At 66.7% G+C, this 22,755-nt stretch carries 23 protein-coding genes; 3 read left to right on the top strand and 20 right to left on the bottom strand.

Annotated features, from left to right (window positions below):
• Nucleotides 1–10: 10 nt before the first annotated feature.
• The 20 genes from glmS to rpmH form a co-directional block, all read right to left on the bottom strand.
• On the bottom strand, nucleotides 11–1,861 hold the full coding sequence (glmS, locus tag D107_RS0105565) for a glutamine--fructose-6-phosphate transaminase (isomerizing) (protein WP_018880952.1): 1,851 nt from the start codon (nucleotides 1,859–1,861) through the stop codon (nucleotides 11–13).
• 3 nt (nucleotides 1,862–1,864) lie between these two features.
• Nucleotides 1,865–3,247 carry a bifunctional UDP-N-acetylglucosamine diphosphorylase/glucosamine-1-phosphate N-acetyltransferase GlmU gene (gene glmU, locus D107_RS0105560; protein WP_018880951.1) on the bottom strand — a complete coding sequence of 461 codons (1,383 nt, stop codon included), beginning with the start codon at nucleotides 3,245–3,247 and terminating at the stop codon, nucleotides 1,865–1,867.
• Between the two features lie 79 nt (nucleotides 3,248–3,326).
• Nucleotides 3,327–3,746: a F0F1 ATP synthase subunit epsilon gene (locus D107_RS0105555; protein ID WP_018867623.1), complete on the bottom strand. Its 420-nt coding sequence runs from the start codon at nucleotides 3,744–3,746 to the stop codon at nucleotides 3,327–3,329.
• A 13-nt stretch (nucleotides 3,747–3,759) separates the two neighbouring features.
• Complete coding sequence (gene atpD, locus D107_RS0105550) at nucleotides 3,760–5,136, bottom strand: F0F1 ATP synthase subunit beta (protein ID WP_018867622.1); 1,377 nt, start codon at nucleotides 5,134–5,136, stop codon at nucleotides 3,760–3,762.
• Between the two features lie 58 nt (nucleotides 5,137–5,194).
• The gene (gene atpG / locus D107_RS0105545) at nucleotides 5,195–6,055 is read right to left on the bottom strand and encodes a F0F1 ATP synthase subunit gamma (RefSeq protein ID WP_018867621.1); all 861 of its coding nucleotides are present in this window, start codon (nucleotides 6,053–6,055) and stop codon (nucleotides 5,195–5,197) included.
• A 12-nt stretch (nucleotides 6,056–6,067) separates the two neighbouring features.
• The gene (gene atpA, locus D107_RS0105540; protein WP_018880950.1) at nucleotides 6,068–7,609 is read right to left on the bottom strand and encodes a F0F1 ATP synthase subunit alpha; all 1,542 of its coding nucleotides are present in this window, start codon (nucleotides 7,607–7,609) and stop codon (nucleotides 6,068–6,070) included.
• Between the two features lie 13 nt (nucleotides 7,610–7,622).
• Nucleotides 7,623–8,159: a F0F1 ATP synthase subunit delta gene (locus D107_RS0105535; protein ID WP_018867619.1), complete on the bottom strand. Its 537-nt coding sequence runs from the start codon at nucleotides 8,157–8,159 to the stop codon at nucleotides 7,623–7,625.
• A gap of 9 nt (nucleotides 8,160–8,168) precedes the next feature.
• A complete protein-coding gene (locus tag D107_RS0105530) occupies nucleotides 8,169–8,639 on the bottom strand; it encodes a F0F1 ATP synthase subunit B (RefSeq protein WP_018867618.1) in 471 nt (156 codons plus the stop codon).
• 53 nt (nucleotides 8,640–8,692) lie between these two features.
• Nucleotides 8,693–8,929 (bottom strand): F0F1 ATP synthase subunit C, encoded by a 237-nt coding sequence (gene atpE / locus D107_RS0105525; protein WP_012983953.1) that lies wholly within the window; start codon nucleotides 8,927–8,929, stop codon nucleotides 8,693–8,695.
• Between the two features lie 53 nt (nucleotides 8,930–8,982).
• Complete coding sequence (atpB, locus tag D107_RS0105520; protein WP_018867617.1) at nucleotides 8,983–9,825, bottom strand: F0F1 ATP synthase subunit A; 843 nt, start codon at nucleotides 9,823–9,825, stop codon at nucleotides 8,983–8,985.
• A gap of 31 nt (nucleotides 9,826–9,856) precedes the next feature.
• Complete coding sequence (locus tag D107_RS0105515; RefSeq protein ID WP_018867616.1) at nucleotides 9,857–10,243, bottom strand: ATP synthase subunit I; 387 nt, start codon at nucleotides 10,241–10,243, stop codon at nucleotides 9,857–9,859.
• Between the two features lie 167 nt (nucleotides 10,244–10,410).
• A complete protein-coding gene (locus tag D107_RS0105510) occupies nucleotides 10,411–11,253 on the bottom strand; it encodes a ParB/RepB/Spo0J family partition protein (RefSeq protein ID WP_018867615.1) in 843 nt (280 codons plus the stop codon).
• 43 nt (nucleotides 11,254–11,296) lie between these two features.
• Complete coding sequence (locus D107_RS0105505) at nucleotides 11,297–12,052, bottom strand: ParA family protein (RefSeq protein ID WP_018867614.1); 756 nt, start codon at nucleotides 12,050–12,052, stop codon at nucleotides 11,297–11,299.
• Nucleotides 12,053–12,055: 3 nt separating this feature from the next.
• Complete coding sequence (gene rsmG / locus D107_RS0105500) at nucleotides 12,056–12,679, bottom strand: 16S rRNA (guanine(527)-N(7))-methyltransferase RsmG (RefSeq protein ID WP_018867613.1); 624 nt, start codon at nucleotides 12,677–12,679, stop codon at nucleotides 12,056–12,058.
• Nucleotides 12,669–14,543, bottom strand: coding sequence for a tRNA uridine-5-carboxymethylaminomethyl(34) synthesis enzyme MnmG (gene mnmG, locus D107_RS0105495; RefSeq protein ID WP_018880949.1), 1,875 nt, complete (start codon nucleotides 14,541–14,543; stop codon nucleotides 12,669–12,671). The genes rsmG and mnmG overlap by 11 nt, the downstream gene beginning before the upstream one ends.
• 111 nt (nucleotides 14,544–14,654) lie before the next feature.
• Nucleotides 14,655–15,971, bottom strand: a complete 1,317-nt coding sequence (gene mnmE / locus D107_RS0105490) for a tRNA uridine-5-carboxymethylaminomethyl(34) synthesis GTPase MnmE (protein ID WP_018880948.1) — start codon at nucleotides 15,969–15,971, stop codon at nucleotides 14,655–14,657.
• Between the two features lie 7 nt (nucleotides 15,972–15,978).
• Entirely contained in the window at nucleotides 15,979–17,679 is a 1,701-nt protein-coding gene (gene yidC, locus D107_RS0105485; protein WP_018880947.1) for a membrane protein insertase YidC, read from the bottom strand.
• 8 nt (nucleotides 17,680–17,687) lie between these two features.
• Nucleotides 17,688–17,945, bottom strand: coding sequence for a membrane protein insertion efficiency factor YidD (yidD, locus tag D107_RS0105480; RefSeq protein ID WP_017943060.1), 258 nt, complete (start codon nucleotides 17,943–17,945; stop codon nucleotides 17,688–17,690).
• Nucleotides 17,942–18,295 (bottom strand): ribonuclease P protein component, encoded by a 354-nt coding sequence (rnpA, locus tag D107_RS0105475; protein ID WP_018880946.1) that lies wholly within the window; start codon nucleotides 18,293–18,295, stop codon nucleotides 17,942–17,944. Before rnpA ends, yidD begins: the two co-directional genes overlap by 4 nt.
• A 22-nt stretch (nucleotides 18,296–18,317) precedes the next feature.
• Entirely contained in the window at nucleotides 18,318–18,452 is a 135-nt protein-coding gene (gene rpmH / locus D107_RS13640) for a 50S ribosomal protein L34 (RefSeq protein WP_018141118.1), read from the bottom strand.
• 152 nt (nucleotides 18,453–18,604) lie between these two features.
• Here rpmH and dnaA point away from each other — a divergent pair, with 152 nt between their 5' ends.
• The 3 genes from dnaA (at nucleotide 18,605) to D107_RS0105460 (ending at nucleotide 22,733) form a co-directional block, all read left to right on the top strand.
• A complete protein-coding gene (gene dnaA, locus D107_RS0105470; RefSeq protein WP_018876791.1) occupies nucleotides 18,605–19,975 on the top strand; it encodes a chromosomal replication initiator protein DnaA in 1,371 nt (456 codons plus the stop codon).
• 246 nt (nucleotides 19,976–20,221) lie between these two features.
• A complete protein-coding gene (gene dnaN / locus D107_RS0105465; RefSeq protein ID WP_018880945.1) occupies nucleotides 20,222–21,325 on the top strand; it encodes a DNA polymerase III subunit beta in 1,104 nt (367 codons plus the stop codon).
• A 325-nt stretch (nucleotides 21,326–21,650) separates the two neighbouring features.
• Entirely contained in the window at nucleotides 21,651–22,733 is a 1,083-nt protein-coding gene (locus tag D107_RS0105460; protein WP_018880944.1) for a DNA replication/repair protein RecF, read from the top strand.
• The last annotated feature ends 22 nt before the right edge of the window (nucleotides 22,734–22,755 follow it).

Below are 22,755 nucleotides of genomic sequence, written 5' to 3'. Positions count from 1 at the left end.
GCGCGGCGCGTTATTCGACGGTGACCGACTTCGCGAGGTTGCGCGGCTGGTCCACGTCGGTGCCCTTCAGCACGGCCGTGTGATAGGCGAGCAACTGCAGCGGGATGGTGAACAGGACCGGCGCCAGCCAGGGGCTGAGGGCCTCGTTCTGCGGGAGGCCGATCCAGGTGTCTTCCGGGGCCAGCGCCCGTGCGGCGCTGGATTCGCCGATCACGATCAGCTGCCCGCCCCGCGCCCGAACCTCCTGCAGGTTGCTGGAGAGCTTTTCCAGCTGGGCGTCGTCCGGGGCGACCGCGATCACCGGCATCTCCGTATCGACCAGGGCCAGCGGGCCGTGTTTCAGCTCGCCCGAGGGATAGGCCTCGGCGTGGATGTAGGAGATCTCCTTCAGCTTGAGGGCACCCTCCAGGGCGATCGGGAAATACGCGCCCCGGCCCAGGAACAGGGCGTGCTGGCGTTCCAGCAGGTCCTCGGCAATCCGCGCGATGGGGGTGTCCAGGGCGAGGATCCGCGCGACCTGATCCGGCAGGCCCCGCAGGGCCGCGACAGCGGCGGCACGGTCGCTGGCCGGCATCCGGGCGGCCTTCGCGACCTGACCCAGCAGCAGGACCAGGATCCCCAGGGCGGCGAGCTGGGTGGTGAAGGCCTTGGTGGAGGCGACACCGATCTCCGGGCCGGCGTGCGTCATCAGGATCAGGTCGGCCGCGCGCGCCATGGTGCTCTCGGGGACATTGCAGATGGCCAGGCGGGCGAGGAACGGCTCCTCCTGGGACTGGCGCAGCACCGCGAGGGTGTCGGCCGTCTCACCGGACTGGGAGATCACCACAAGCAGCGTGCCGGGGGCGAGGACATGGCGGCGGTAGCGGTACTCGCTGGCGACCTCCACCCGCGCCGGCAGGCCCAGGTGCTCCTCGATCCAGTGGGCCGCGACCATGCCGGCGTGATAGCTGGTGCCGCAGGCCACGATCTGGACGGCGGCGACGTCGGCGAGCCGTTCGTCACTGCCCGGGCCGAGGATGTTTTCGAGGATGGCCGCTTCGCCGAGGCGACCGGACAACGTCTCCTCGAGGGCGTGGGGCTGCTCGTAGATCTCCTTGAGCATGAAATGCCGGTATTCGCCACGATCCGCGACGTTCACCTGGCAACGACTCTCGCGGATGCCGCGCTCGACCGGAGCCCCGCGCGCATCCTCGACCTCGACGCCGGCGCGCGTCAGACGGGCGATGTCGCCGTCCTCGAGGTCGACAAAGCGTTGGGTCACCGGGAGCAGGGCCTGCACGTCGGATGCGGCAAAGGTCTCGCCAATCCCCAGGCCGAGCAGCACCGGACTCCCGGAGCGGGCGACGATCAGCTCGTCGGGGAAGTCCGCGAACACCGCGGCGATGGCGTAGGCCCCCTGGAGCTCGGCGCAGGTGCTGCGCATCGCCTCTCGCGGGGTGGCACCGGCCTCCAGCGCCTGTTCCAGCCGGTGGGCGATGACCTCGCTGTCGGTCGCCGACACGCAGGGCCAGCCCGCTGCGTCCAGTCGCGAGCGCAGGTCCGCATGGTTCTCGATGATGCCGTTGTGCACGATCGCCACGCGGCCATCCCGCGAACGATGGGGGTGGGCATTCTCCTCGCTCGGGGCACCGTGTGTGGCCCAGCGGGTGTGGGCGATGCCCACGCGCCCCTGCAGGCCGGCGGCGTCGATGCGCTGCTCCAGCGCCGCCACCTTGCCGATGGCGCGGATGTCCGCAACCGCCCCGTCGTTCACCACCGCCACGCCGGCGGAGTCATAGCCCCGGTACTCCAGGCGGTGAAGCCCTTCCACCAGGACGGGGACCAGGTTGCGCTCGCCGATGCCTGCCACCAGACCGCACATGGGTTAGCTCTCCTTGTTCTTGCTGGTCTTCTTCGGACGCGGCCAGTCGCGGATGGTGCGGGGCCGGGCGCGCGTGAGCGCCAGGGCACCCGGCTCGACGTCGTCGGACAGGGTCGACCCGGCCCCCACAGTGGCATCGTCGCCGATGCGGATGGGCGCCACCAGCGCGGTGTTCGAGCCGATAAAGGCCCGTTCGCCGATCTCGGTGTGGTGCTTGTTGGCCCCGTCATAATTGCATGTGATGGTGCCGGCGCCCAGGTTCGCGCCCGCGCCCACCCGGGCATCACCAACATACGTCAGGTGATTCGCCTTCGCTCCCGGGCCCAGGGTGGCGTTCTTGATCTCCACAAAGTTGCCGACCCGCGCGCCCGTGCCGAGAACCGTACCCGGCCGGAGGCGCGCAAACGGCCCGACCCGGGCATCCGCATCCACGCGCACCCCCTCGAGGACGCTGTGCGCCGCGATCTGCGTGCCCGACCCGATCTGGCAGTCGCGCAGCACGCAGCCGGGGCCAATGTAGACATCATCCGCCAGCGTGACCGTGCCCTCGATCACGACGTTCACGTCCAGGGTGCAATCCTGCCCGAAGGTGAGAACGCCTCGGACATCGATACGGTCGGGATCGGCCAGGGCCAGGCCGTCGCGCATCATCTCGTTCGCCTGCGCCTGCTGGTAGAGCCGTTCCTGGACGGCCAGCTGGGCGCGATCGTTCACGCCGAGCACCGCGGCCGGATCCCGACTCTCGGCGACAGTGACCGCGGATCCGTCGGCGCGGGCCGTGGCGACCACGTCGGTCAGGTACCACTCGCGGGCGCCGCCGGGCGCCGGCTCGCAGGCGGCCAGCCAGCGGCGCAGATCGCCCGCCGGCGCGGCCAGGACCCCGGTATTGATCAGATCCACGGCCCGTTCGTCGATCGACGCCTCCTTGTCCTCGACGATTCGCTCGAGGGCGCCGTCCGGGCCCAGGATCAGGCGCCCGTAGCCCGCGGGATCGGCAACACGCGCGGCGAGCACGGTCACGCCATCGCCCGCCGCGCAGGCCTCGAGGTCGGCGACCGGGATCCGCGGGACGTCCCCGTAGGTCACCAGGACGCGCGCCGCATCCGGGATATGCTCCAGGGCGCGGAAAACCGCGTGGCCGGTACCGCGGGGCTCGCCCTGATCCACCCACTCGAGGGGCAAGGTCGATTCCGCGAATGCGGCACGCACACGTTCCTGCTGGTGGCTCACCACGAGGTGGCAGGCGGCGGCGTCCAGCGCGGCCGCGCGATCGAGTACATGGGCAAGGAGGGGCCGGCCGGCGAGGGGCTGCAAGACCTTCGGCTTGCGCGAACGCATGCGCGTGCCCTTGCCGGCGGCCAGTACCACGAGATGGAGGGGTGTCATTTCAGGCATGGCTGCAATGATAAAGGGCCAACCGAGATGGTTGGCCCTTGGGGTAGGTCATCCGTCGCAATTCGCCGGATTATTTCCGGCGCAGCTTCTGGATCATCTGCAGGCGGGCGGCCGCCTCGACCAGTTCCGCCTGAGCCTTGGCGTAGTCGAAGTCGGCCTTGGAATTCTCCAGGGCCTCCTCCGCGCGCTTCTTGGCCTCCAGGGCCTCGGCCTCGTCGAGGTCCTTGGCCCGCACCGCGGTGTCCGCGAGGACGGTTACGTGGTAGGGCTGGACCTCGAGAATGCCGCCGGAGACGAACACCGGCTGCGGCTCGGCGCCTTCCTTTTCCTGGATGCGCAGTTCGCCCGGATTGAGCCGGGCGAGCATCTGGGTATGCCCGGCATATACGCCGACCTCGCCACCTTCGGCGGGCGCGGCGATCATCAGGGCCGTACCGGAGTAGATGGACTCCTCCGCACTGACCACATCCACATGCATATTCATGGGCATAACGCCTTGCTCCTTAGCCGAGCTTCTCGGCCTTCTCGACGGCTTCCTCGATGGTGCCGACCATGTAGAAGGCCTGCTCCGGCAGGTGGTCGTATTCACCGTCGACGATCGCCTTGAACGCACGGATGGTGTCCTTCAGGGACACGTACTTGCCGGGCGCCCCGGTGAAGACCTCGGCCACGAAGAACGGCTGCGACAGGTAGCGCTGGATCTTACGCGCGCGGGCCACGACCAGCTTGTCGTCTTCCGACAGCTCGTCCATCCCGAGGATCGCGATGATGTCCTTCAGCTCCTTGTAGCGCTGCAGGGTACCCTGCACCGCACGGGCGGTGTCGTAGTGCTCCTGGCCAATGATCTGCGGGTCCAGCTGGCGCGAGGTGGAATCCAGCGGATCCACCGCCGGGTAGATCCCCAGCTCGGCGATCTGGCGCGACAGCACGACGGTCGCATCCAGGTGCGCAAAGGTCGTGGCCGGGGACGGGTCGGTCAAGTCATCCGCCGGCACGTAGACGGCCTGGATGGAAGTGATCGAACCCTTCTTGGTCGAGGTGATGCGCTCCTGCAGCACACCCATCTCTTCCGCCAGGGTCGGCTGGTAACCCACCGCGGACGGCATACGACCCAGCAGCGCGGAGACCTCGGTCCCGGCCAGGGTGTAGCGGTAGATGTTGTCGATGAACATCAGCACGTCGCGGCCTTCGTCACGGAAGAACTCGGCCATGGTCAGACCGGTCAGCGCGACGCGCAGACGGTTGCCCGGCGGCTCGTTCATCTGGCCGTAGACCAGGGCCACCTTGTCGAGGACGTTGGAGTCCTTCATCTCGTGATAGAAGTCGTTCCCTTCACGAGTACGCTCGCCCACGCCGGCAAACACGGAATAACCGGAGTGCTCGATCGCGATGTTGCGGATCAGCTCCATCATGTTGACGGTCTTGCCCACGCCGGCGCCGCCGAACAGGCCGACCTTGCCGCCCTTCGCGAAGGGGCACAGTAGATCGATGACCTTGATGCCGGTTTCCAGCAGCTCGGTGGAGCCCGCCTGCTCGTCGAAGGTCGGGGCGGCGCGGTGGATCGACCAGGTCTCCTGGGCCTCCACGTCGCCGGCGTTGTCCACCGGACGACCGAGGACGTCCATCACGCGGCCCAGGGTCCCCTTGCCGACCGGCACGGAGATCGGCTTGCCGGTCGCGGTGACCGGGGTCTGACGCTTCACACCCTCGGTGGTGCCCATGGCGATCGTGCGCACGACACCGTCACCCAGCTGCTGCTGGACTTCCAGGGTCAGGCCGTTTTCCAGGGTCAGGGCGTCGTAGACCTTGGGCACTTCGCCGTGGGGGAACTCCACATCCACGACGGCGCCGATGATTTCGACAATCTTTCCAGAACTCATTTGTTCATCCTCGTAAGTCGTAATTCGTGCCGAGTCGACCGATACGTGACGGCGGGCGCTAGACCGCGGCCGCGCCGCTGACGATCTCGGAGATCTCCTGGGTGATCGCGGCCTGGCGCGCCTTGTTGTAGACGAGCTGCAGGTCCTTGATCATCGTGCCGGCGTTGTCGGAGGCGGACTTCATCGCCACCATGCGCGCGGCCATTTCGCAGGCCACGTTCTCGACCACCGCCTGGTAGATCAGGGACTCGACATAGCGCTCGAGCAGCGTATCCATCACCGGATGCGTGTCGGGCTCGTAGATGTAATCCCAGTGGTGCTTGAGCGATTCGTCCCGGCTCGGCGCCGTCGGCAGCAGCTGGGTCACCTCGGGCTGCTGCGTCATCGTGTTGACGAACTTGTTCTCCAGCAGCACGACGCGGTCCACCTTGCCGTCGCGGAAGTTGTCCAGCACCACCTTGATCGACCCGATCAGGTCGTTGATGTGCGGACGGTCACCGAGATCTTTGGCTTCGGCCACGATGTTGCCGCCAAGGCGCTTGAAGAACTGCAGCGCCTTGTTGCCCACCACGCAGAGATCGACCTCGACACCCTCGTCGCGGTACCGGCGCATCTCGCCGACAGCCTTCTTGAACAGGTTGGTATTCAACCCGCCGCAGAGGCCGCGATCGGTCGACACGATGATCAGCGCCACGCGCTTCACTTCGCGCTCAACCATGAACGGATGCTTGTACTCGGCATTCGCCATGGCGACGTGACCGATCACGTCGTGGATCTTCTGCGCGTAGGGCCGGGACTCTTCCATACGGTCCTGGGCCTTGCGCATCTTGGACGCGGCGACCATCTCCATCGCCTTGGTGATCTTCTGAGTATTCTGGATACTCTTGATCTGCGTCCGAATCTCCTTAGTGCCCGCCATTGCGTGCTCCCGTTACCAGCTGTGCTTGGCCTTGAACTCTTCCAGGGCCTTCTTCAGCTTTTCCTGGATGGAGTCGTTGTAGTCGCCAGTGCTGTTGATTTCGTCCAGGAGCTCCTTCTGCGAGGAACGCGCATAGGCGATCAGTTCCTTTTCGAAGCTCACGACCTTTTCCGCCTCGACGTCGTCGAGGTAGCCCTCGTTCGCGGCATACAGGGAGAAGGCCATCTCGCCAATGGACATCGGCTGGTACTGACCCTGCTTCATCAGCTCGGTCACGCGCTTGCCGCGATCCAGCTGCTTGCGGGTCAGTTCGTCCAGATCGGAGGCAAACTGCGAGAACGCCGCCAGCTCGCGATACTGGGCCAGCGCCAGACGCACGCCACCACCGAGCTTCTTGATGATCTTGGTCTGCGCCGAACCACCCACGCGGGAGACCGACAGACCGGCGTTGATCGCCGGACGGATACCCGAGTTGAACAGGTCGGTCTCGAGGAAGATCTGGCCGTCGGTGATCGAGATCACGTTGGTCGGCACGAACGCGGACACGTCGCCGGCCTGGGTCTCGATGATCGGCAGCGCGGTCAGGGAACCGGTCTGGCCCTTCACTTCGCCGTTGGTGTGCTGTTCCACGTACTCGGCGTTCACGCGGGAGGCCCGCTCCAGCAGACGCGAATGCAGGTAGAAGACGTCGCCCGGATAGGCTTCGCGGCCCGGCGGGCGGCGCAGCAGCAGGGAGACCTGACGGTAGGCCCAGGCCTGCTTGGTCAGGTCGTCGTAGACGATCAGGGCGTCTTCGCCACGGTCGCGGAAGTACTCGCCCATCGCGCAGCCGGCATACGGGGCGATGAACTGCATCGCGGCCGACTCGGAGGCGTTGGCGGCGACGATGATGGTGTTCTCCATCGCGCCGGCCTCTTCCAGCTTGGCCACCACGGACGCAACCGACGAGGCCTTCTGGCCCACGGCGACGTAGATGCACTTAACGCCGGAGTCCTTCTGGTTGATGATCGCGTCGATCGCCACGGCGGTCTTGCCGGTCTGACGGTCGCCGATGATCAGCTCGCGCTGGCCGCGGCCGACCGGAACCATGGCGTCGATCGCCTTGATGCCGGACTGCAGCGGCTGGTCGACGGACTGGCGTTCGATAACGCCCGGGGCGATCTTTTCGATCGGGCTGGTCACGTCGGTGTTCACCGGGCCCTTGCCGTCGATCGGGCGACCCAGGGAGTCCACCACGCGACCGAGCAGGGCCTCGCCCACCGGGACCTCGAGGATGCGGCCGGTGCACTTCACCGTGTCGCCTTCCTTGATGTGCTTGTAGTCACCCAGGATCACGACGCCGACGGAGTCGCGCTCGAGGTTGAGCGCCATGCCGAAGGTGTCCTCGGGGAACTCGAGCATCTCGCCCTGCATGACGTCACCCAGGCCGTGCACACGCGCGATACCGTCGGTCAGGCTGACCACGGTGCCCTCGTTGGAGGCCTCGGAGGAGGCATCGAATTTCTCGATGCGCTGTTTGATCAGATCACTGATCTCGGAGGGATTCAGTTGCATGTTAAATATCCTCTTAGCGACTCAAATTGGCAGCCAGGCGGTTCAGCTGGCCTCGCACGGAGCCGTCGATTACCAGGTCGCCGGCGCGGATGATGGCGCCCCCCAGCAGGGAGCTGTCGACTGAGCATTCGAGATCGACTTCGCAGCCCAGGCCCTTGACCAGGGCGTCGTGGATCTCTTTCTCCTGCGCCTGCGTGAGCTTGCGGAAGGCGGTGACATCGGCGTGCACGCGCTGTTCCGCGGCGGCCTTGAGTTCCTCGAAGGCGTCACGGACGGCGGGCAGGGCCGGCAGGCGGCCGTTCTCCGCCAGCAGGCGCACCAGATTGCCGGCCTCGGCACCGACCTTGTCACCGGCCACGTCCAGCACCAGCTGGGCGCGATCGGCACGCGGGAGCCGCGGGTTGGAGAGGAGACTGTGCATCTGCGAGTCGCTGGCGATCGCCGCCAGCAACTCGAGCTGCTCGGCCCAGCCGGCGAGATCCTTGGCCTCGCGGGCCCGCTCGAATGCCGCGCGGGCGTAGGGTCGGGCGACCGAAATCAGGTCTGACATAACGTCTCCTTAGAGCTTGGCCGCGAGCTTCTTGAGCAGATCGCCGTGGGCCTTGGCGTCAATCTCCTTGGCCAGGATCTGCTCGGCGCCGGCAACCGCCAGTTCGGAGACCTGCTTGCGCAGCTCTTCCTTCGCGCGATTGAGCTCCTGCTCGATTTCGGATTGCGCCGCTTCCTTGATGCGGTCGCCTTCCTCGCGGGCCGTGGTCTTGCTCTCCTCGACCAGATCGTTGGCACGCTTCTGGGCGGAGGCGACGATCTCGTTGGCCTGCTGCTTGGCTTCCTTGATCACCTCGGTCGCACGCTCCTGGGCGAGCTCCTGCTCTTTCTCGCCGCGCTCCGCTGCGGCGAGACCGTCGGCAATCTTCTTGCGACGCTCTTCCAGGGCGTTGGACATGGGCGGCCAGACGTAGCGCATCGTGAACCACACGAAGACGCTGAACGCGAGCAGCTGGCCGATGATGGTCAGATTGATATTCATCCTGCTACCTCGGGTTGACGAGTGTGAGGGATCCTCGGGACTCGGTCAGCCTCTTAGCCCAGGGCGAACAGAACGTACAGGCCGATACCCACACCGATCATCGGCACGGCGTCGGTCAGACCCATGACGATGAAGAACTGGGTACGCAGCATCGGGATCAGTTCCGGCTGACGCGCGGCGCCTTCCAGGAAGCGACCACCCAGGGTGCCCACGCCGATCGCGGCGCCGACAGCGGCCAGACCCAGGAGCAGAGAGCCAGCCAGAACGATCAGAGCGTTTGCCATTTCCATTTTTGTATCTCCAGTCGAGTGTTGAAACAGTCAGTTGAGTAGGAAGATCGGAATCAGTGGTCTTCGCTGTACGCCATGTCCAGATAGACGACGGTCAGCACCATGAAGATGAAGGCCTGCAGCGGCACCACGAGGATGTGGAAGATCGCCCAGCCGACATGCAGCACGCCGCCGGCCAGACCCAGGATCAGGCCCGCGGAGTACATCACGCCGATCAGGATGAAGATCATCTCCGCGGCGTAGAGGTTGCCGAACAGTCGCAGGGCGAGCGAGGCCGGCTTGGCCAGCAGGTTGATGAACTCGAGGACGAAGTTGATCGTCCAGAAGATCGGCTTCAGGAAGACGATGTTGGTCTGGAACGGGATACCCGTGAGTTCCTTGATGAAGCCGACCGGGCCCTTGATCTTCAGCGAGTAGTAGATGATCAGGATAAACACGCCCAGCGCGAGGCCGGCGGTCACGTTGATATCCGTGGTGGGCACGATCTTGAAGTACGGGATGCCCAGCAGATAGGCGATGTGCGGCAGCAGATCCACCGGCACCAGGTCCATCAGGTTGAGCAGGAAGATCCAGACAAAGATGGTCAGCGCGAGCGGCGCGACCATGTCGTTCTTGTGCTTGAAGGAACCACGGACGTTGTCGTTGACGAAGTCCATGGTCATTTCGACGAAGTTCTGCCAGCCGCCCGGGACGCCGGCGGTGACCTTCTTGGCCGCGGCGCGGAACGTCAGGATAAACAGCAGACCCAGACCGATCGACCAGAGCATGGAGTCGACATGGATCGCCCAGAAGCCCATCTCGGCGGCTTCGGTGCTGGTCGAGGCGAAGCTCAGTCCGTTCTCGGGGTGGAGCCCGAAGGTGAGGTTCGTGAGATGGTGAGCAATGTGCTCTTCCATCGTGGGCAGTTCGCTTTCTGAAGCCATGCAGTTATCTCGTCATTGCTTGATCAGAAACCCGGTGCAGCCACCACAGGGGGGCCAGGTGCACCAGGAGGAAGATGCCGAACAGGGCCGGTAGGTCCGGCTCGTCCAGGTAAGCGAACGCCACCCCGAATGCCACCGCGATGATTGCCAGTCGTCCCAGCTGTGCGCCCATCATGCGGGCGGTCAGCGAGCCCACCTGATCGGCTCGATAGGGCCGAAACACGACGACCGCGGCCACGGCGTTGCCGAGGGTCGCGGTCATGCCGCCCACCGCGGCCGAGATCGCCACGATCGGGGGGAACAGGGCCAGAAGCAGGCCCGACAGAATCAGCGTTAAGGCGAGCTGCAGACCCAGCGATTGTAAGGCGTGTCTGAAGCGTCGCGGTGTCATTCAGCGGATGGGCACACCCACCCCTCTCCCAAAAAGTGCGCGTAGTATAAGAGCGCCCTTCTATTAGGTCAAACCGTTATGGGGCTGTAAGCAGGGGTTTGGGCCCGGTGCGGGCGGGGCGCGCGGACGGCGTTGCCGGGAGGATTGGCGCGGGGAGTCCGCGGCCTCTACTGGATGTGTTCGAGGATCCCGTCGAGCTCGTCGAGGCTGTTGTACTCGATGACCAGGCGACCCTTGCCCTGGCGGTTGTAGCGCACCTGCACCGGGGCGCCGAGCTGGTCGGACAGGCGGCTTTCCAGTTGCCGGACTTCGGGCGAGGGTCCGGTGTCCTTCTTCGGCTCCGGGGTGGCGGCCAGGACCTTCTTCACCAGTTGTTCGGTTGCGCGCACGGAGAGCCCGCGCTTGACGACGGTGGCGGCAACCCCCGGCTGATCGTCGAGGGGAACAGCGAGCAGGCAGCGCGCATGGCCCATTTCCAGGCGGCCCTCGTTGACGTGTTCCTTCACGCTGTCGTGGAGTTCCAGCAGGCGCAGCAGGTTGGTCACCGAGGTGCGCGAACGGCCCACGGCATCGGCCGCGGCCTGGTGGGTCATCTCGAACTCCCCGATCAGGCGCCGGATCGCCTGGGCCTCCTCCAGCGGGTTCAGGTCCTCGCGCTGGATGTTCTCGATCAGGGCCATCGCGGCGGCGGCCTGGTCGGGGATGTCGCGCACCACCGCCGGCACGGTCTCCAGCCCCGCGATCTGGGCCGCGCGCCAGCGGCGTTCGCCGGCGATCAGTTCGTAGCCATCCTCCAGCCGCCGGACGACGACTGGCTGCACGATCCCCTGGGCACGAATGGAGTCCGCGAGTTCCGCCAGGGCGGCCTCGGCCATATGCACGCGCGGCTGGTATTTGCCACGCCGGATCTGCTCGATCGGGAGTTGATCCAGGCTGTCGGCTTCGTCGCCGCCGGCCTGGGCGCCGGAAAGGAGGGCATCGAGGCCGCGGCCCAGTCCACGTTTCGCCATGGTCGATCGTTCCTGCAGACAGTCGGTTGGGGGACGGGCGGCGTCAGCGCCGCAACATCTCGCCGGCCAGGGCCAGGTAGGCCACCGCGCCACGCGAGGAGGCATCATACAACAAGGCCGGCTGGCCAAAACTGGGGGCCTCGGCCAGGCGGATGTTGCGCGGGATCACGGTGCGGAACACACGGTCGCCGAAATGGCCGGTCAATTGTTCGGAGACGTCGCCGGACAGGCGGTTGCGCGGGTCGAACATGGTGCGCAGCAACCCGGAGATGCGCAGCTTCGGGTTCGGCCCGCGCTGGATGCTCTCGATGGTGCGCATCAGCGCGGTCAGACCCTCGAGGGCGTAGTACTCGCACTGCATCGGGATCACCACGCCATCGGCGGCGACCAGGCCATTGACGGTAAGCAGGTTCAGCGACGGCGGGCAGTCGACCAGGATGTGATCGTAGTTCGCGGCGGCCGCGCCCAGCGCATCCTGCAGGCGGTATTCGCGGCGATCGGCCTCCATCAGCCGGACCTCGGCCACGGTCAGGTCGCCGTTCGACGGGACCAGGTCGTAGCCGGCCTCGACCCGGTGGGCAGCCTCGGCGACCGTGGCCTGGCCCAGCAGCACCTCGCAGGAGGTGGGGTCGTCGGCATGCTTGTCCACGCCGGAGCCGGTGGTGGCATTGCCCTGGGGATCCATGTCCACCACGAGTACGCGCTTGCCCAGGCGCGCCAGCGATGCGGCCAGGTTAACGCAGGTGGTGGTCTTGCCGACCCCGCCCTTCTGATTGGTGATCGCCAGTGTATCGGTCACGGCTCAGGCTCTCTCGATAATGGCAACGTGGCGCTCGGCCACCTCGCCGGGAATGGTAACCGGATCCACCCGGCGGTACGCCCAGGGCGCCGGCAGGGGGTCATCGACCACCCGCCGCTGTCCGAGCATGGCCAGCACCCGCCCCCCGGGCGCCACGGTGTGCGCGACCCGCGCGAGCATCTCGGCCGGGGCCTTGAACGCCCGCGACAGCACGGTGGTATACGGCGCCTCGGGGTGGAAGTCCTCGATGCGCGCGTGGATCGCCTCGGCGTTCGCCAGACCGGTCAGGCCAATCACGTTACGCAGGAAGCGGATGCGTTTGGCCGCGCTGTCCAGCAGACAGAAGTCGCGCTCGCGTTCGGTCGCGGCCAGGATGAACCCCGGGAGCCCGGCCCCGGTGCCCACGTCGAGCACGCGCTCGCCCTGAAGATACGGGCGCAGGGTCAGGCTGTCGAGTACGTGACGTGGAATCAGCAAGGCGGGATCGCGCACCGCGGTGAGGTTGTGCACCCGGTTCCAGCGCTGGAGCTCGGCGAGGTACGTCGCCAGCACCTCGCGGGCGCGGGCATCCAGGTCCCAGGCATCGGCACAGGACGCGAGCCGCGCCCCCCAGTCCTCACTCGCCACTGGCGCGCTGCTTCAGATGTACGGCCAGGGCCGACAGCGCGGCCGGGGTCACGCCGGGAATGCGCTGGGCCTGGGCCAGGGTATGCGGACGGAATTCGGCCAGCTTCTGGCGGATCTCGTTGGACAGGCCGTGGACCCGGTCGTAGTCGAGTCCGTCCGGCAGCGCGGTCTGTTCCGCCCTGGCCTGGCGATCGATCTCGGCCTGCTGGCGCTCGATGTACCCGGCGTATTTGGCCTGGATCTCGGCCTGTTCGCGCACGTCCGGTGCGCAGCCCGCATCCAGTTCCGGGAGGGCCTGCATCAGGGCGTCATAGTCGGCCTCCGGCCGGCGCAGCAGGTCGAGCAGCGTGGCATCCGGGTCCGGGGCCTTGCCTAGGAGCTCGACCAGGGCCGGGCGGCTGCGCTGATCGCGGTCCGGTCGCGTCTGTGCCAACCGGCTCATCTCCGACTCGATCGCGGCGGCGCGGCGCTCGAACCGGGCCCAGCGGGCATCGTCGACCAGGCCGTATTCACGGCCGACCGGGGTCAGACGCAGATCCGCATTGTCCTCGCGCAGCAGCAGCCGGTATTCGGCGCGCGAGGTGAACATCCGATAGGGCTCCTGCGTGCCGCGGGTGACCAGGTCGTCGATCAGCACGCCGATATAGGCCTCGGAACGCTGCGGGATCCAGGGTTCGGCGTCCCGGGTCAGGCGGGCGGCATTGAGCCCGGCGACCAGGCCCTGGGCGGCGGCCTCTTCGTATCCGGTGGTGCCGTTGATCTGCCCGGCGAAGAACAGATTGGCTACCTCGCGCGTGGCCAGCGACGGGCGCAGGCCGCGCGGGTCGAAGTAGTCGTACTCGATCGCGTAGCCCGGACGGGTAATGCGGGCGTGCTCGAAGCCCTCGATGCTCTGCACCAGCGGCACCTGGATCGCATAGGGCAGGGAGGTGGAGATCCCGTTCGGGTAGAGCTCTTGGGTGGTCAGCCCTTCCGGCTCGACGAAGACCTGGTGGCTGGTCTTGTCGGCAAAGCGCACCACCTTGTCCTCGATCGAGGGGCAGTAGCGCGGTCCGGTGCTGTCGATCTGGCCGGAATACATCGGGGCCTGATCGAGGTTGGCGCGGATCAGGTCGTGGGTCTTCTCGCTGGTGCGCGCGATATGACAGGGGCGCTGGGCCGGGTGGTCGTCGGCCGAGCCGGTGAACGAGAACACCGGGCGCGGGTCATCGCCCGGCTGCACCTCGAGGCGCGCGAAGTCGACGCTGCGCCCGTCGATGCGCGGCGGGGTGCCGGTCTTCAGGCGCCCGACCGCAAAGGCCATCTCGCGCAGGCGCGCGGCCAGGCGCACGCTCGGCGGATCGCCCGCGCGACCGCCCGGCTGCCGGGTCAGCCCGGTGTGCATCTGGCCGTTGAGGAAGGTCCCCACCGTCAGCACGACGGCACGGGCCTGGAACGCAGTCCCCGCCTCGGTGACCACGCCGGTCGCACGATCGCCCTCCATGGTGATGTCGGCCACCGGCTGCTGGAAGATCTCCAGATTCGGCTCGGCCTCCACGAACTGGCGAATGGCCTGGCGGTAGAGCTGCCGGTCGGACTGGGCGCGGGTCGCGCGCACCGCCGGGCCCTTGCGCCGGTTGAGGATGCGGAAGTGGATGCCGGCAGCATCCGCCGCACGTGCCATCACGCCCCCCAGGGCATCGATCTCCTTCACCAGGTGGCCCTTGCCGATGCCGCCGATCGCCGGATTGCAGCTCATCTGGCCGATGGTCTCGAGGTTGTGGGTCAGCAGCAGCGTGCGCGCACCCGCGCGCGCCGCGGCCAGTGCGGCCTCGGTGCCGGCGTGTCCGCCGCCAATCACGATGACATCGAATGTTTCTGCCATGACCTCTGCAAGCCCGGCCGGTGGTCGGCCCGAAAACGTAAAATCAGCAGTTTAGCAGGAGTGGCGGCGGCGTCGAAGCGGCCGCATGGGGATCCATGTTTCCCTGCGCCATCACTTGCCGATGCAGAACCCGGCGAAGATCTCGCCGAGCAGGGCCTCGTGGTCCTGGCGACCCAGCAGGGCATCCAGCGCGGCCTCGGCCAGGCGCAGCTCTTCGGCAATCACATCCGGCGGGGCCTGCGCGTCGATCGCGGCCAGGTGGTGGGCGGCCGAACGCAGACCATCGAGGTGGCGCGCCCGCACGCTGAAGCGCTGCTGACCGCCCTCGCCGGCACCCAGGCGCTCGACGATCGCCTGCTTCAGTGCTTCGATGCCCGCACCCGTGCGCGCGGAGATGGCGATCCCCCGGCCTGGAAGGGAATCCTTTGCAACGCAGTCCTGCTTGTTCCAGACCGTAAGACGCGGGATCTCGGGCGCGGCCTCCAGATCGGGGACGGCCTCCGGCCGGGTCAGGTCCCGCAGCTCCACGATCAGATCGGCCCCGGTCGCGGCCTCGCGGGCGCGCTCCATGCCGATCCGCTCCACCGGGTCGTCGCTGGCATGCAGTCCGGCGGTGTCGATCAACTCGACCGGGATGCCGTGGATGGCGATCGGCGAGCGCAGCACGTCGCGCGTAGTCCCGGGGCGATCGGTGACGATCGCCACCTCACTCTCGGCCAGGCGGTTCATCAGGCTGGACTTGCCGACATTCGGGGCCCCGACCAGGGCCAGACGCAAACCCTGGGCGAAGTAGCGGGCCGGGCGCAGGCGCTCCAGCAGCGCGACGATGGTGGTGTGCAGGGCCTCCGCCCGCCGGGCGATGTCCGGGGCGGCCTCGGATTCAAGATCGGTCTCGCCGAAGTCGATCTCGGCCTCGATGACCACGCGCATGTCGCGGATCGCGCGGGAGACCGGCTCCAGCTCCGCGGCCAGCGCGCCATCGAGGCTGGAGCGGGCCAGGCGCGCGGCCTCGGCCGTCTGGGCATGGATCAGGTCGGCGACGGCCTCCGCCTGCGCGAGGTCCAGACGACCGTTCAGAAAGGCCTGTTCGGTGAATTCGCCCGGCCGCGCGCGGCGGGCCCCGAGATCGACCGACGCCGCGACCAGCGCCTCCAGCAGCACCGGGCTGCCGTGCCCCTGCAGCTCGACCACGTCCTCGCCGGTGTAGGAATGGGGCGCGGGGAAATAGAGGATCAGGCCATCGTCGATGGCCTCGCCGCTGGTCGGATCGATGAGGCGGCCGTAGTGGGCGTGGCGCGGTCGCAGTCTGTCGCGCCCGGTCAGGCGCCGCGCGATAACCAGTGCCTCGGGGCCCGACAGGCGGACCACGCCGATGCCGCCGACCCCCGGCGGGGTGGCGACCGCGACGATGGTGTCCGCCACGGTCACGGCCCGGTCAGCTCTTCTGCTTGTCCGGGTCCTCGCCGCCCTCGATCTTGCGCGTGATGTACCACTGCTGGGCGATGGAGAACAGGTTGTTGGTGAACCAGTACAGCACCAGGCCCGCCGGGAAGAAGGCGAAGAAGATCGTGAACACGAACGGCAGCGCCATGAAGATCTTCTGCTGCACCGGATCCATCGGCGGCGGGTTCAGCTTGTACTGCACGAACATGGACACGCCCATCAGGATCGGCAGGATGAAGTACGGATCACGCGAGGACAGATCCTGGATCCACAGCCACCACGGGGCCTGACGCAGTTCCACACTCTCCAGCAGCACCCAGTACAGGGCGATGAATACCGGGATCTGGACCAGGATCGGGAGACAGCCACCCAGCGGGTTGATCTTCTCCTTCTTGTACAGGTCCATCAGCGCCTGGTTCATGCGCTGCTTGTCGTCCTTGTAGCGCTCCTTCAGGGCCTGCAGCTTGGGCGCGACCTTGCGCATGCGCGCCATCGAGCGGTAGCTGGTCGCGGAGAGCTTGAAGAACGCCAGCTTGATCAGGATCGTCAGGATGACGATCGCCCAGCCCCAGTTGCCGACCACCGCATGGATCTTGTCCAGCAGCCAGAACAGGGGCTTGGACAGGAAGGTGAAGATGCCGTAGTCGACGGTCAGCTCCAGACCCTGTGCGATCTGGGAGAGCTCGTCCTGCAGCTTCGGCCCCACCCACAGGCGGGTGGAAAACGCGCCGCTGGAGCCGGCCGGGATCTGGATCGATTCGGAGTGGAGGCCGATCAGGTACTCGTCACCCACCTCGCCCGGCACCGCGCGGGCATAGAGCGCATTGACCTCGTCCTCGCCCGGGACCCAGGCGGACACAAAGTAGTGCTGGATCATCGCGACCCAGCCACCCTGGATGCGCGCCTGGATGGGGTCGTCGCGCAGCGACTCGAAGCGTTCGCGCTCGTAGCTCCCATCGAAATAGGCGGCACCGGTGAAGGTGTAAAGCCACCAGGACTCGCGGTCGGGCGTGGGGCCGTGACGCAGCTGACGGTACTGGCGACCGCTCCAGGTGGAATCCGAGCGGTTGTGGACCTCGTAGTCCACCTCGATCAGATGCGAGCCACGGGTGAAGGTATAGGTCTTGATGACCTCGATCTCGCCATCCTCGGAGGTCCAGCGCAGCGGGACCTCGAGGGTGTCCTGGCCCTCGGCCAGATCGAAGCGGTCCTGGTCGACCTGGAAATTGGCGTGATGCGACGGGGCGCGACCCTCCATGGAACGGTCGTTGACCCGATCATGGGTCAGGCCGCTCTGGGCAACATAGCCCCGGACCCGGTGGTCGAACAGGCGCACAGGGACCAGCGGATCGTCCTGCAGGTCCCGCGGGTACTGCAGCAGGTCCGCCCGCAGGAGCGTACCGCCACGGGTATCGATCAGGATCTCGTGGGTGTCGGTACGCACCGTGATCTGCCGGCGGTCCGGCTCCTGCAGCGTACTGACCTGCGGCGCATCGTCCGCGCGCGGCTGGTCCTCCGACTCGAACTGCGGCGCATCCGGCACATCCTCCGGCCGCGCGTCCGGATCCTCCTCGGCCTGCTCGGCGGTACGATCGGGCTGGGAGGGAGTGCCGTAATCCTGATTCCAGGCCTGCCACATCAGGAACAGGACAAAGGCCAGGGTTAGCCACAGGAGGGGACGAAGGTTATCCATGAGCGCGACTACTTTGAGGGTCGGGTGCTGGGAGAATCGGAACGCGGTGCCGGAACCGGATCATAACCGCCCGGGGACCAGGGGTGGCAGCGCAGGATGCGCCGCAGACCCAGCCAGAAGCCCCGCAGGACCCCGTGGGTCTCGACCGCCTCGACGGTATACGCCGAGCAGGTCGGGTAGTGACGGCAATGCGGGGCCATGAACGGCGAGATCCCGTACTGGTAGGCCCGCACGGGCAGCAGGGCAATCTTGCGGGGCAGGCTCATTGCAGACGTTCCAGCAGGCTGTCGATTTGGGCACGCAGCGCGCGCCGGTCGGCGCTCGCCGCGCCACCCCGCGCCAGCACGATCATGTCGACCGGCGGCAGCTGGGCGCGGCGCACGCGGAACGCCTCGCGCACGATGCGCTTGATCCGGTTGCGGTCCGAGGCATGGCGCACATGCCGCTTGCCGATGGCCAGGCCCAGACGCGCCTCGCCGGTCTCCGAACGTCGATAGAGCAAGGTCAGGTCGCGACCGCGCTGCCGCCGGGCATCCTCGAATACACGCTGGTAATCCGCACCCGTCAGCAAACGGACGCGGCGCGGAAAGGTCTGGATGGCTGGCGCCGCGGTCACGGGAGCCGGCGCGCCGCCCGGGTTACGGGCAGAGGCGCTTGCGGCCCTTGGCGCGACGGGCGTTCAGGACCTTGCGACCACCACGGGTGGCCATACGGGCCCGGAAGCCGTGCGTGCGGGCTCGGACGAGCCGGCTGGGTTGGAAAGTGCGCTTCATGTCGGTTCCCGTGACGCTTGGTTAAAGGGCGGTGAAAACTAGCGCCATCCGGGGACAAAGTCAATCTCGGGGTCGGGAAGGCGCTGGCACCGCGGGGGCCCATCGGCGTAGACTCGGGGACTTCCATTCCCCGCCGCCCCGGAGACAAACGCGTGTCAGCCAATGCCCTGTGGACAGCCTGTCTGGACCGCCTGCAGGGGAAGGTCAGCGAGCAGCAACTCAACACCTGGCTGCGGCCGCTGCATGCCGAGGAGTCGGGGGGCACGCTGCGCCTGCTGGCGCCGAATCAGTTTGTGTTCGAGCATGTGCGCGACCATCTGCTGGCCTCGATCGAGGAAACGGTCGGCGAGCTGCAGCCTGCCAACGATCCGGGCGGTCGGCGCGTGCGCCTTGGCATCGGCGGTGCGGAGCTGCCGGCGGCTCCGGCCCCCGATCCCCACGAGTCCCAGCGCGAGCGGGCCGCAGCGGAAAAGGCAAGCCCGGCGCCGCGGCCCCAGGGTCCGGTCAGCAACCTGAACCCCGCGTTTACCTTCGACACCTTTGTCGAGGGGAAATCCAACCAGCTTGCGCGGGCGGCGAGTCTGCAGGTCGCGGAGAATCCCGGGGTCGCCTACAACCCGCTGTTCATCTACGGCGGGGTGGGTCTGGGCAAGACCCATCTGATGCATGCGATCGGGCACAGCATCCTGGCGCGGCATCCGGAGGGGCGGATCATCTACCTGCACTCCGAGCGTTTCGTGGCCGACATGATCAAGGCGCTGCAGCACAACGCGATCGACGAGTTCAAGCAGCACTACCGCTCCGCGGACGCGCTGCTGATCGACGACATCCAGTTCTTCGCCGGCAAGGAGCGTTCGCAGGAAGAGTTCTTCCACACCTTCAACGCCCTCCTGGAAGGCCAGCAGCAGATCATCCTCACTTCGGATCGCTATCCGAAGGAGGTCGAGGGCCTCGAGGAGCGACTGAAGTCGCGCTTTGGCTGGGGCCTGACGATTGCGATCGAGCCGCCCGAACTGGAGACGCGGGTCGCGATCCTCCAGCGCAAGGCCGAGCAAGCCGGGATCGAGCTTCCCACCGAGGTCGCCTTCTTCATGGGCAAGCGCATCCGGTCCAACATCCGCGAACTGGAAGGCTCGTTGCGTCGGGTGATCGCCAATGCCCACTTTACCGGCAAGCCGATCACGCTCGACTTCGCGAAGGATGCGCTGCGGGACCTGCTTGCCGTTCAGAACAAGCTGATTACGCTGGAGAATATCCAGAAGACCGTGGCGGATTACTATCGCGTGAAGGTCGCGGATCTGCTCTCCACCCGGCGCAGCCGTTCCATCGCCCGGCCGCGTCAGATCGCGATGGCACTGGCCAAGGAACTGACCCAGCACAGCCTCCCGGAGATCGGCCAGGCCTTCGGCGGGCGCGACCACACCACCGTCATCCATGCCTGCCGGAAGGTGGTCGAGTTGCGCGAGGCAGATGCAAGCCTGGACGAGGACTACTCCAATCTGTTGCGGACACTGAGCAGTTGAACGCGGTCCATTCCGGTCGGCCGAAACCTGTGGATAACCTGGGTGCAACGCCGGTATGGATTCGTGGAAAAATTCGACGGCCAAACTGTCCACAGGTTGGCAACAGGCTTCACAGAGGTATCGGCAGCCCCTGGAATCTTATCAAGTTGCTGATTAAAAAGAATGTATAGGGTTTTCTTCACAGGGAAGTCGGCCTCTTATTATCACTAGATGAATATCTAAACAGACTAGATACAGGACATCGCCATGGAACTGTCTTTCAATCGCGAGACGATGACCGAAGCGCTGCAACGGATTGTGGGCGCGGCCGAGAAACGATTGACGATGCCCATTCTCGGGAACGTGCGCCTGCGCCCGGATGACCATGGCGCGATCCGGATGGACACCACCGATCTCGAACTCGCTTGGCAGGCCGGCGCCGAGGGCGCAATTCCCGGGGAGTGCGATGTCACGGTCTCGGTTCGCAAGCTGCTCGACGTGGTCAAGGCCGCACCGGCCGACAGCGAGATTCGCGCGAAGGTCGAGGGCGAACGCATGACGGTCGGTTTCGGAGGCTCGCGCTTCAGTCTGGCCACGCTCCCGGGGGCAGATTTTCCCGACTGGGAGGCGCGTGGGTCCGAGGCCGTGCTGGATGTGCCGCAGAATCGGCTACGCCGATTGCTCGAGGCCACGATGTTCTCCATGGCTCAGCAGGACGTGCGCTACTACCTGCAAGGGCTTCTCCTGGTCGCCAGTGGCAACAGTCTGCGGGCGGTAGCCACGGATGGTCATCGCCTGGCGCTGGCCGAGGTAGAGCTGGAGCAGCCGGTCGAGGAGCGAATCGAACGCATCGTGCCGCGAAAGGCCGTCGCCGAGCTGCGGCGCAACCTGGCCGATGACGACACGTCGGTGCGCATCGGCTTCGGGGAAGACCAGGTGGTGTTCGAGCTCGGCAGCGCGGTGTTGCGGAGCAAGGTGATCGAAGGGCGGTTCCCGGACTACGAACGGGTGATCCCGGCGGATCTTCCGGCCACCCTGCGGGTGGACCGCGAGGTCCTGAAGCAGGCACTGGGGCGCGTCGCGATTGTGGCAAGCGACAAGTATCGGGGTGTGCGGATGGTGCTGGGCGAGAGCGGGTGTCAGGTCATGACCCATAACGCCGATCGTGAAGAGGCCCAGGAGTCGGTGGAGGCGGAATACGACGGGGGCCCGATGGAGATCGGGTTCAACCTGGGCTACCTCGCCGACGTGCTGAATGTGCTGGAGACCGACCAGGTGCGGATCGGGCTGCGCGACGGCAACTCGTCCATCCTGATCCAGGCGGAACCGCCGGGCGGGGCACGCTACGTCGTCATGCCGATGCGGCTCTAGGGAAACACCGATCCATGAATACGCTCGCGTTGGTATCCCGGGTTTTCCGAGACCGGACGCGTCGTGTAGCGGGTAGTTCTACCCGCCCTTTTCTGATGGATTCGGGGCGCAACGCAGGATTGGGGAACAGGGGGGCGCCAACCCCGCAACCGAATCAACGAAGGGGCTCGGCCGCTCGTTTTTAATGACAACGGGCGCGCGCACAGCGTTGCGGCTGACCTGTAGCAGAATGACTGCACGGCCGTCGCCGCGCATTAAACGCACGCAAAAGCGACTCGAGCGCGTGCGTGTCGATGAATTCGTGTTTCCGTAGGCTGGAGGTTGTGTGCTGGAGTCGCTCTGGTGGCAGGGGGTGCGTAATCTCGGGGAGCAGACGCTGGCACTGGGGCCGGGGATCAATCGCCTGGTTGGCCCGAACGGCGCGGGAAAGACCTCGGTGCTCGAGGCCGTCCACATCCTCGCGGCGGGGCGTTCGTTCCGGACGCAGCAATTGCGGCGGGTATTGCGAAGTGGCGGCGAGTCGCTTTGGGTTGGCGGAGAGGTCCGCGATGGGCGTGGCGGTGCGCATCGCCTGGGCGTCGTCTGGGATGGTACGCGGCGATCCCGCCTGGATGGTCGCTGGATGGAGGGCCATGCGACGGTGGCCGAATGGCTGCCGGTGCGCACCCTGCATGCCGGCTCGTTCGAATTGCTGACCGGGGGGCCGGAGGAGCGACGTCGTCTGCTGGACTGGGGCTGTTTTCATGCGATCCCGGGATACCGTGAGAACTGGCAACGCTGGAAACGCGCCCACGATCAGCGCAATGCGGCCCTCCGCACCGGCGACCGGGCCGCCGCCCGGGAGTTTGAACGCCCGTGGGTGGAATTCGGGGTGGCGATCAGCGAGGCGCGGGCGCGGTACGTCGGGGCTTGGGAAGGGTGCACCGCAGAGGCAGCGGAACGATTCGGGTTTGGCGACCGGCTGGGAGACCTGGGCTTGCGGGTTCGCATGGGGTGGGATCGGGACCGCAGTCTTGGGGAGGCCCTGGAGCGTAGCCGGGGCAGCGACGAGGAGCGCGGGTTCGCGCAGGTGGGGCCACAACGGGCGGATATCGACCTCCGGCTGGCGGGGCGGGTGGCAGCCGAGGCCTCCAGGGGGGAGCAAAAGCGGGTCGTGACAGCGCTGGTTGGCGGGCAGGCCCGAATGCTGGAACGCGAGTGCGGTCGGGCACCCGTGGTGTTGCTGGACGATGTCGTCTCCGAACTGGACCGGGAAGCGGTGGAGGGGCTGATGGCTGGACTCCGTGAGTGCGGCTGGCAGATCCTGGTGACGGCCGTGGAGGATGCGGTGCCGGGGCTGGTTGGAGCGGACGCGGGCGAATTGTTCCACGTGAAACATGGCCGCGTCACACCGAGCACCCCCGCCTGATCCTCTTCGCTGTCGCGGGCCC

The sequence above is a fragment of the Thioalkalivibrio sp. ALE30 genome (assembly GCF_000377465.1).
Taxonomy (GTDB): Bacteria; Pseudomonadota; Gammaproteobacteria; order Ectothiorhodospirales; family Ectothiorhodospiraceae; genus Thioalkalivibrio.
This window is presented reverse-complemented; position numbering and strand designations above follow the sequence as displayed.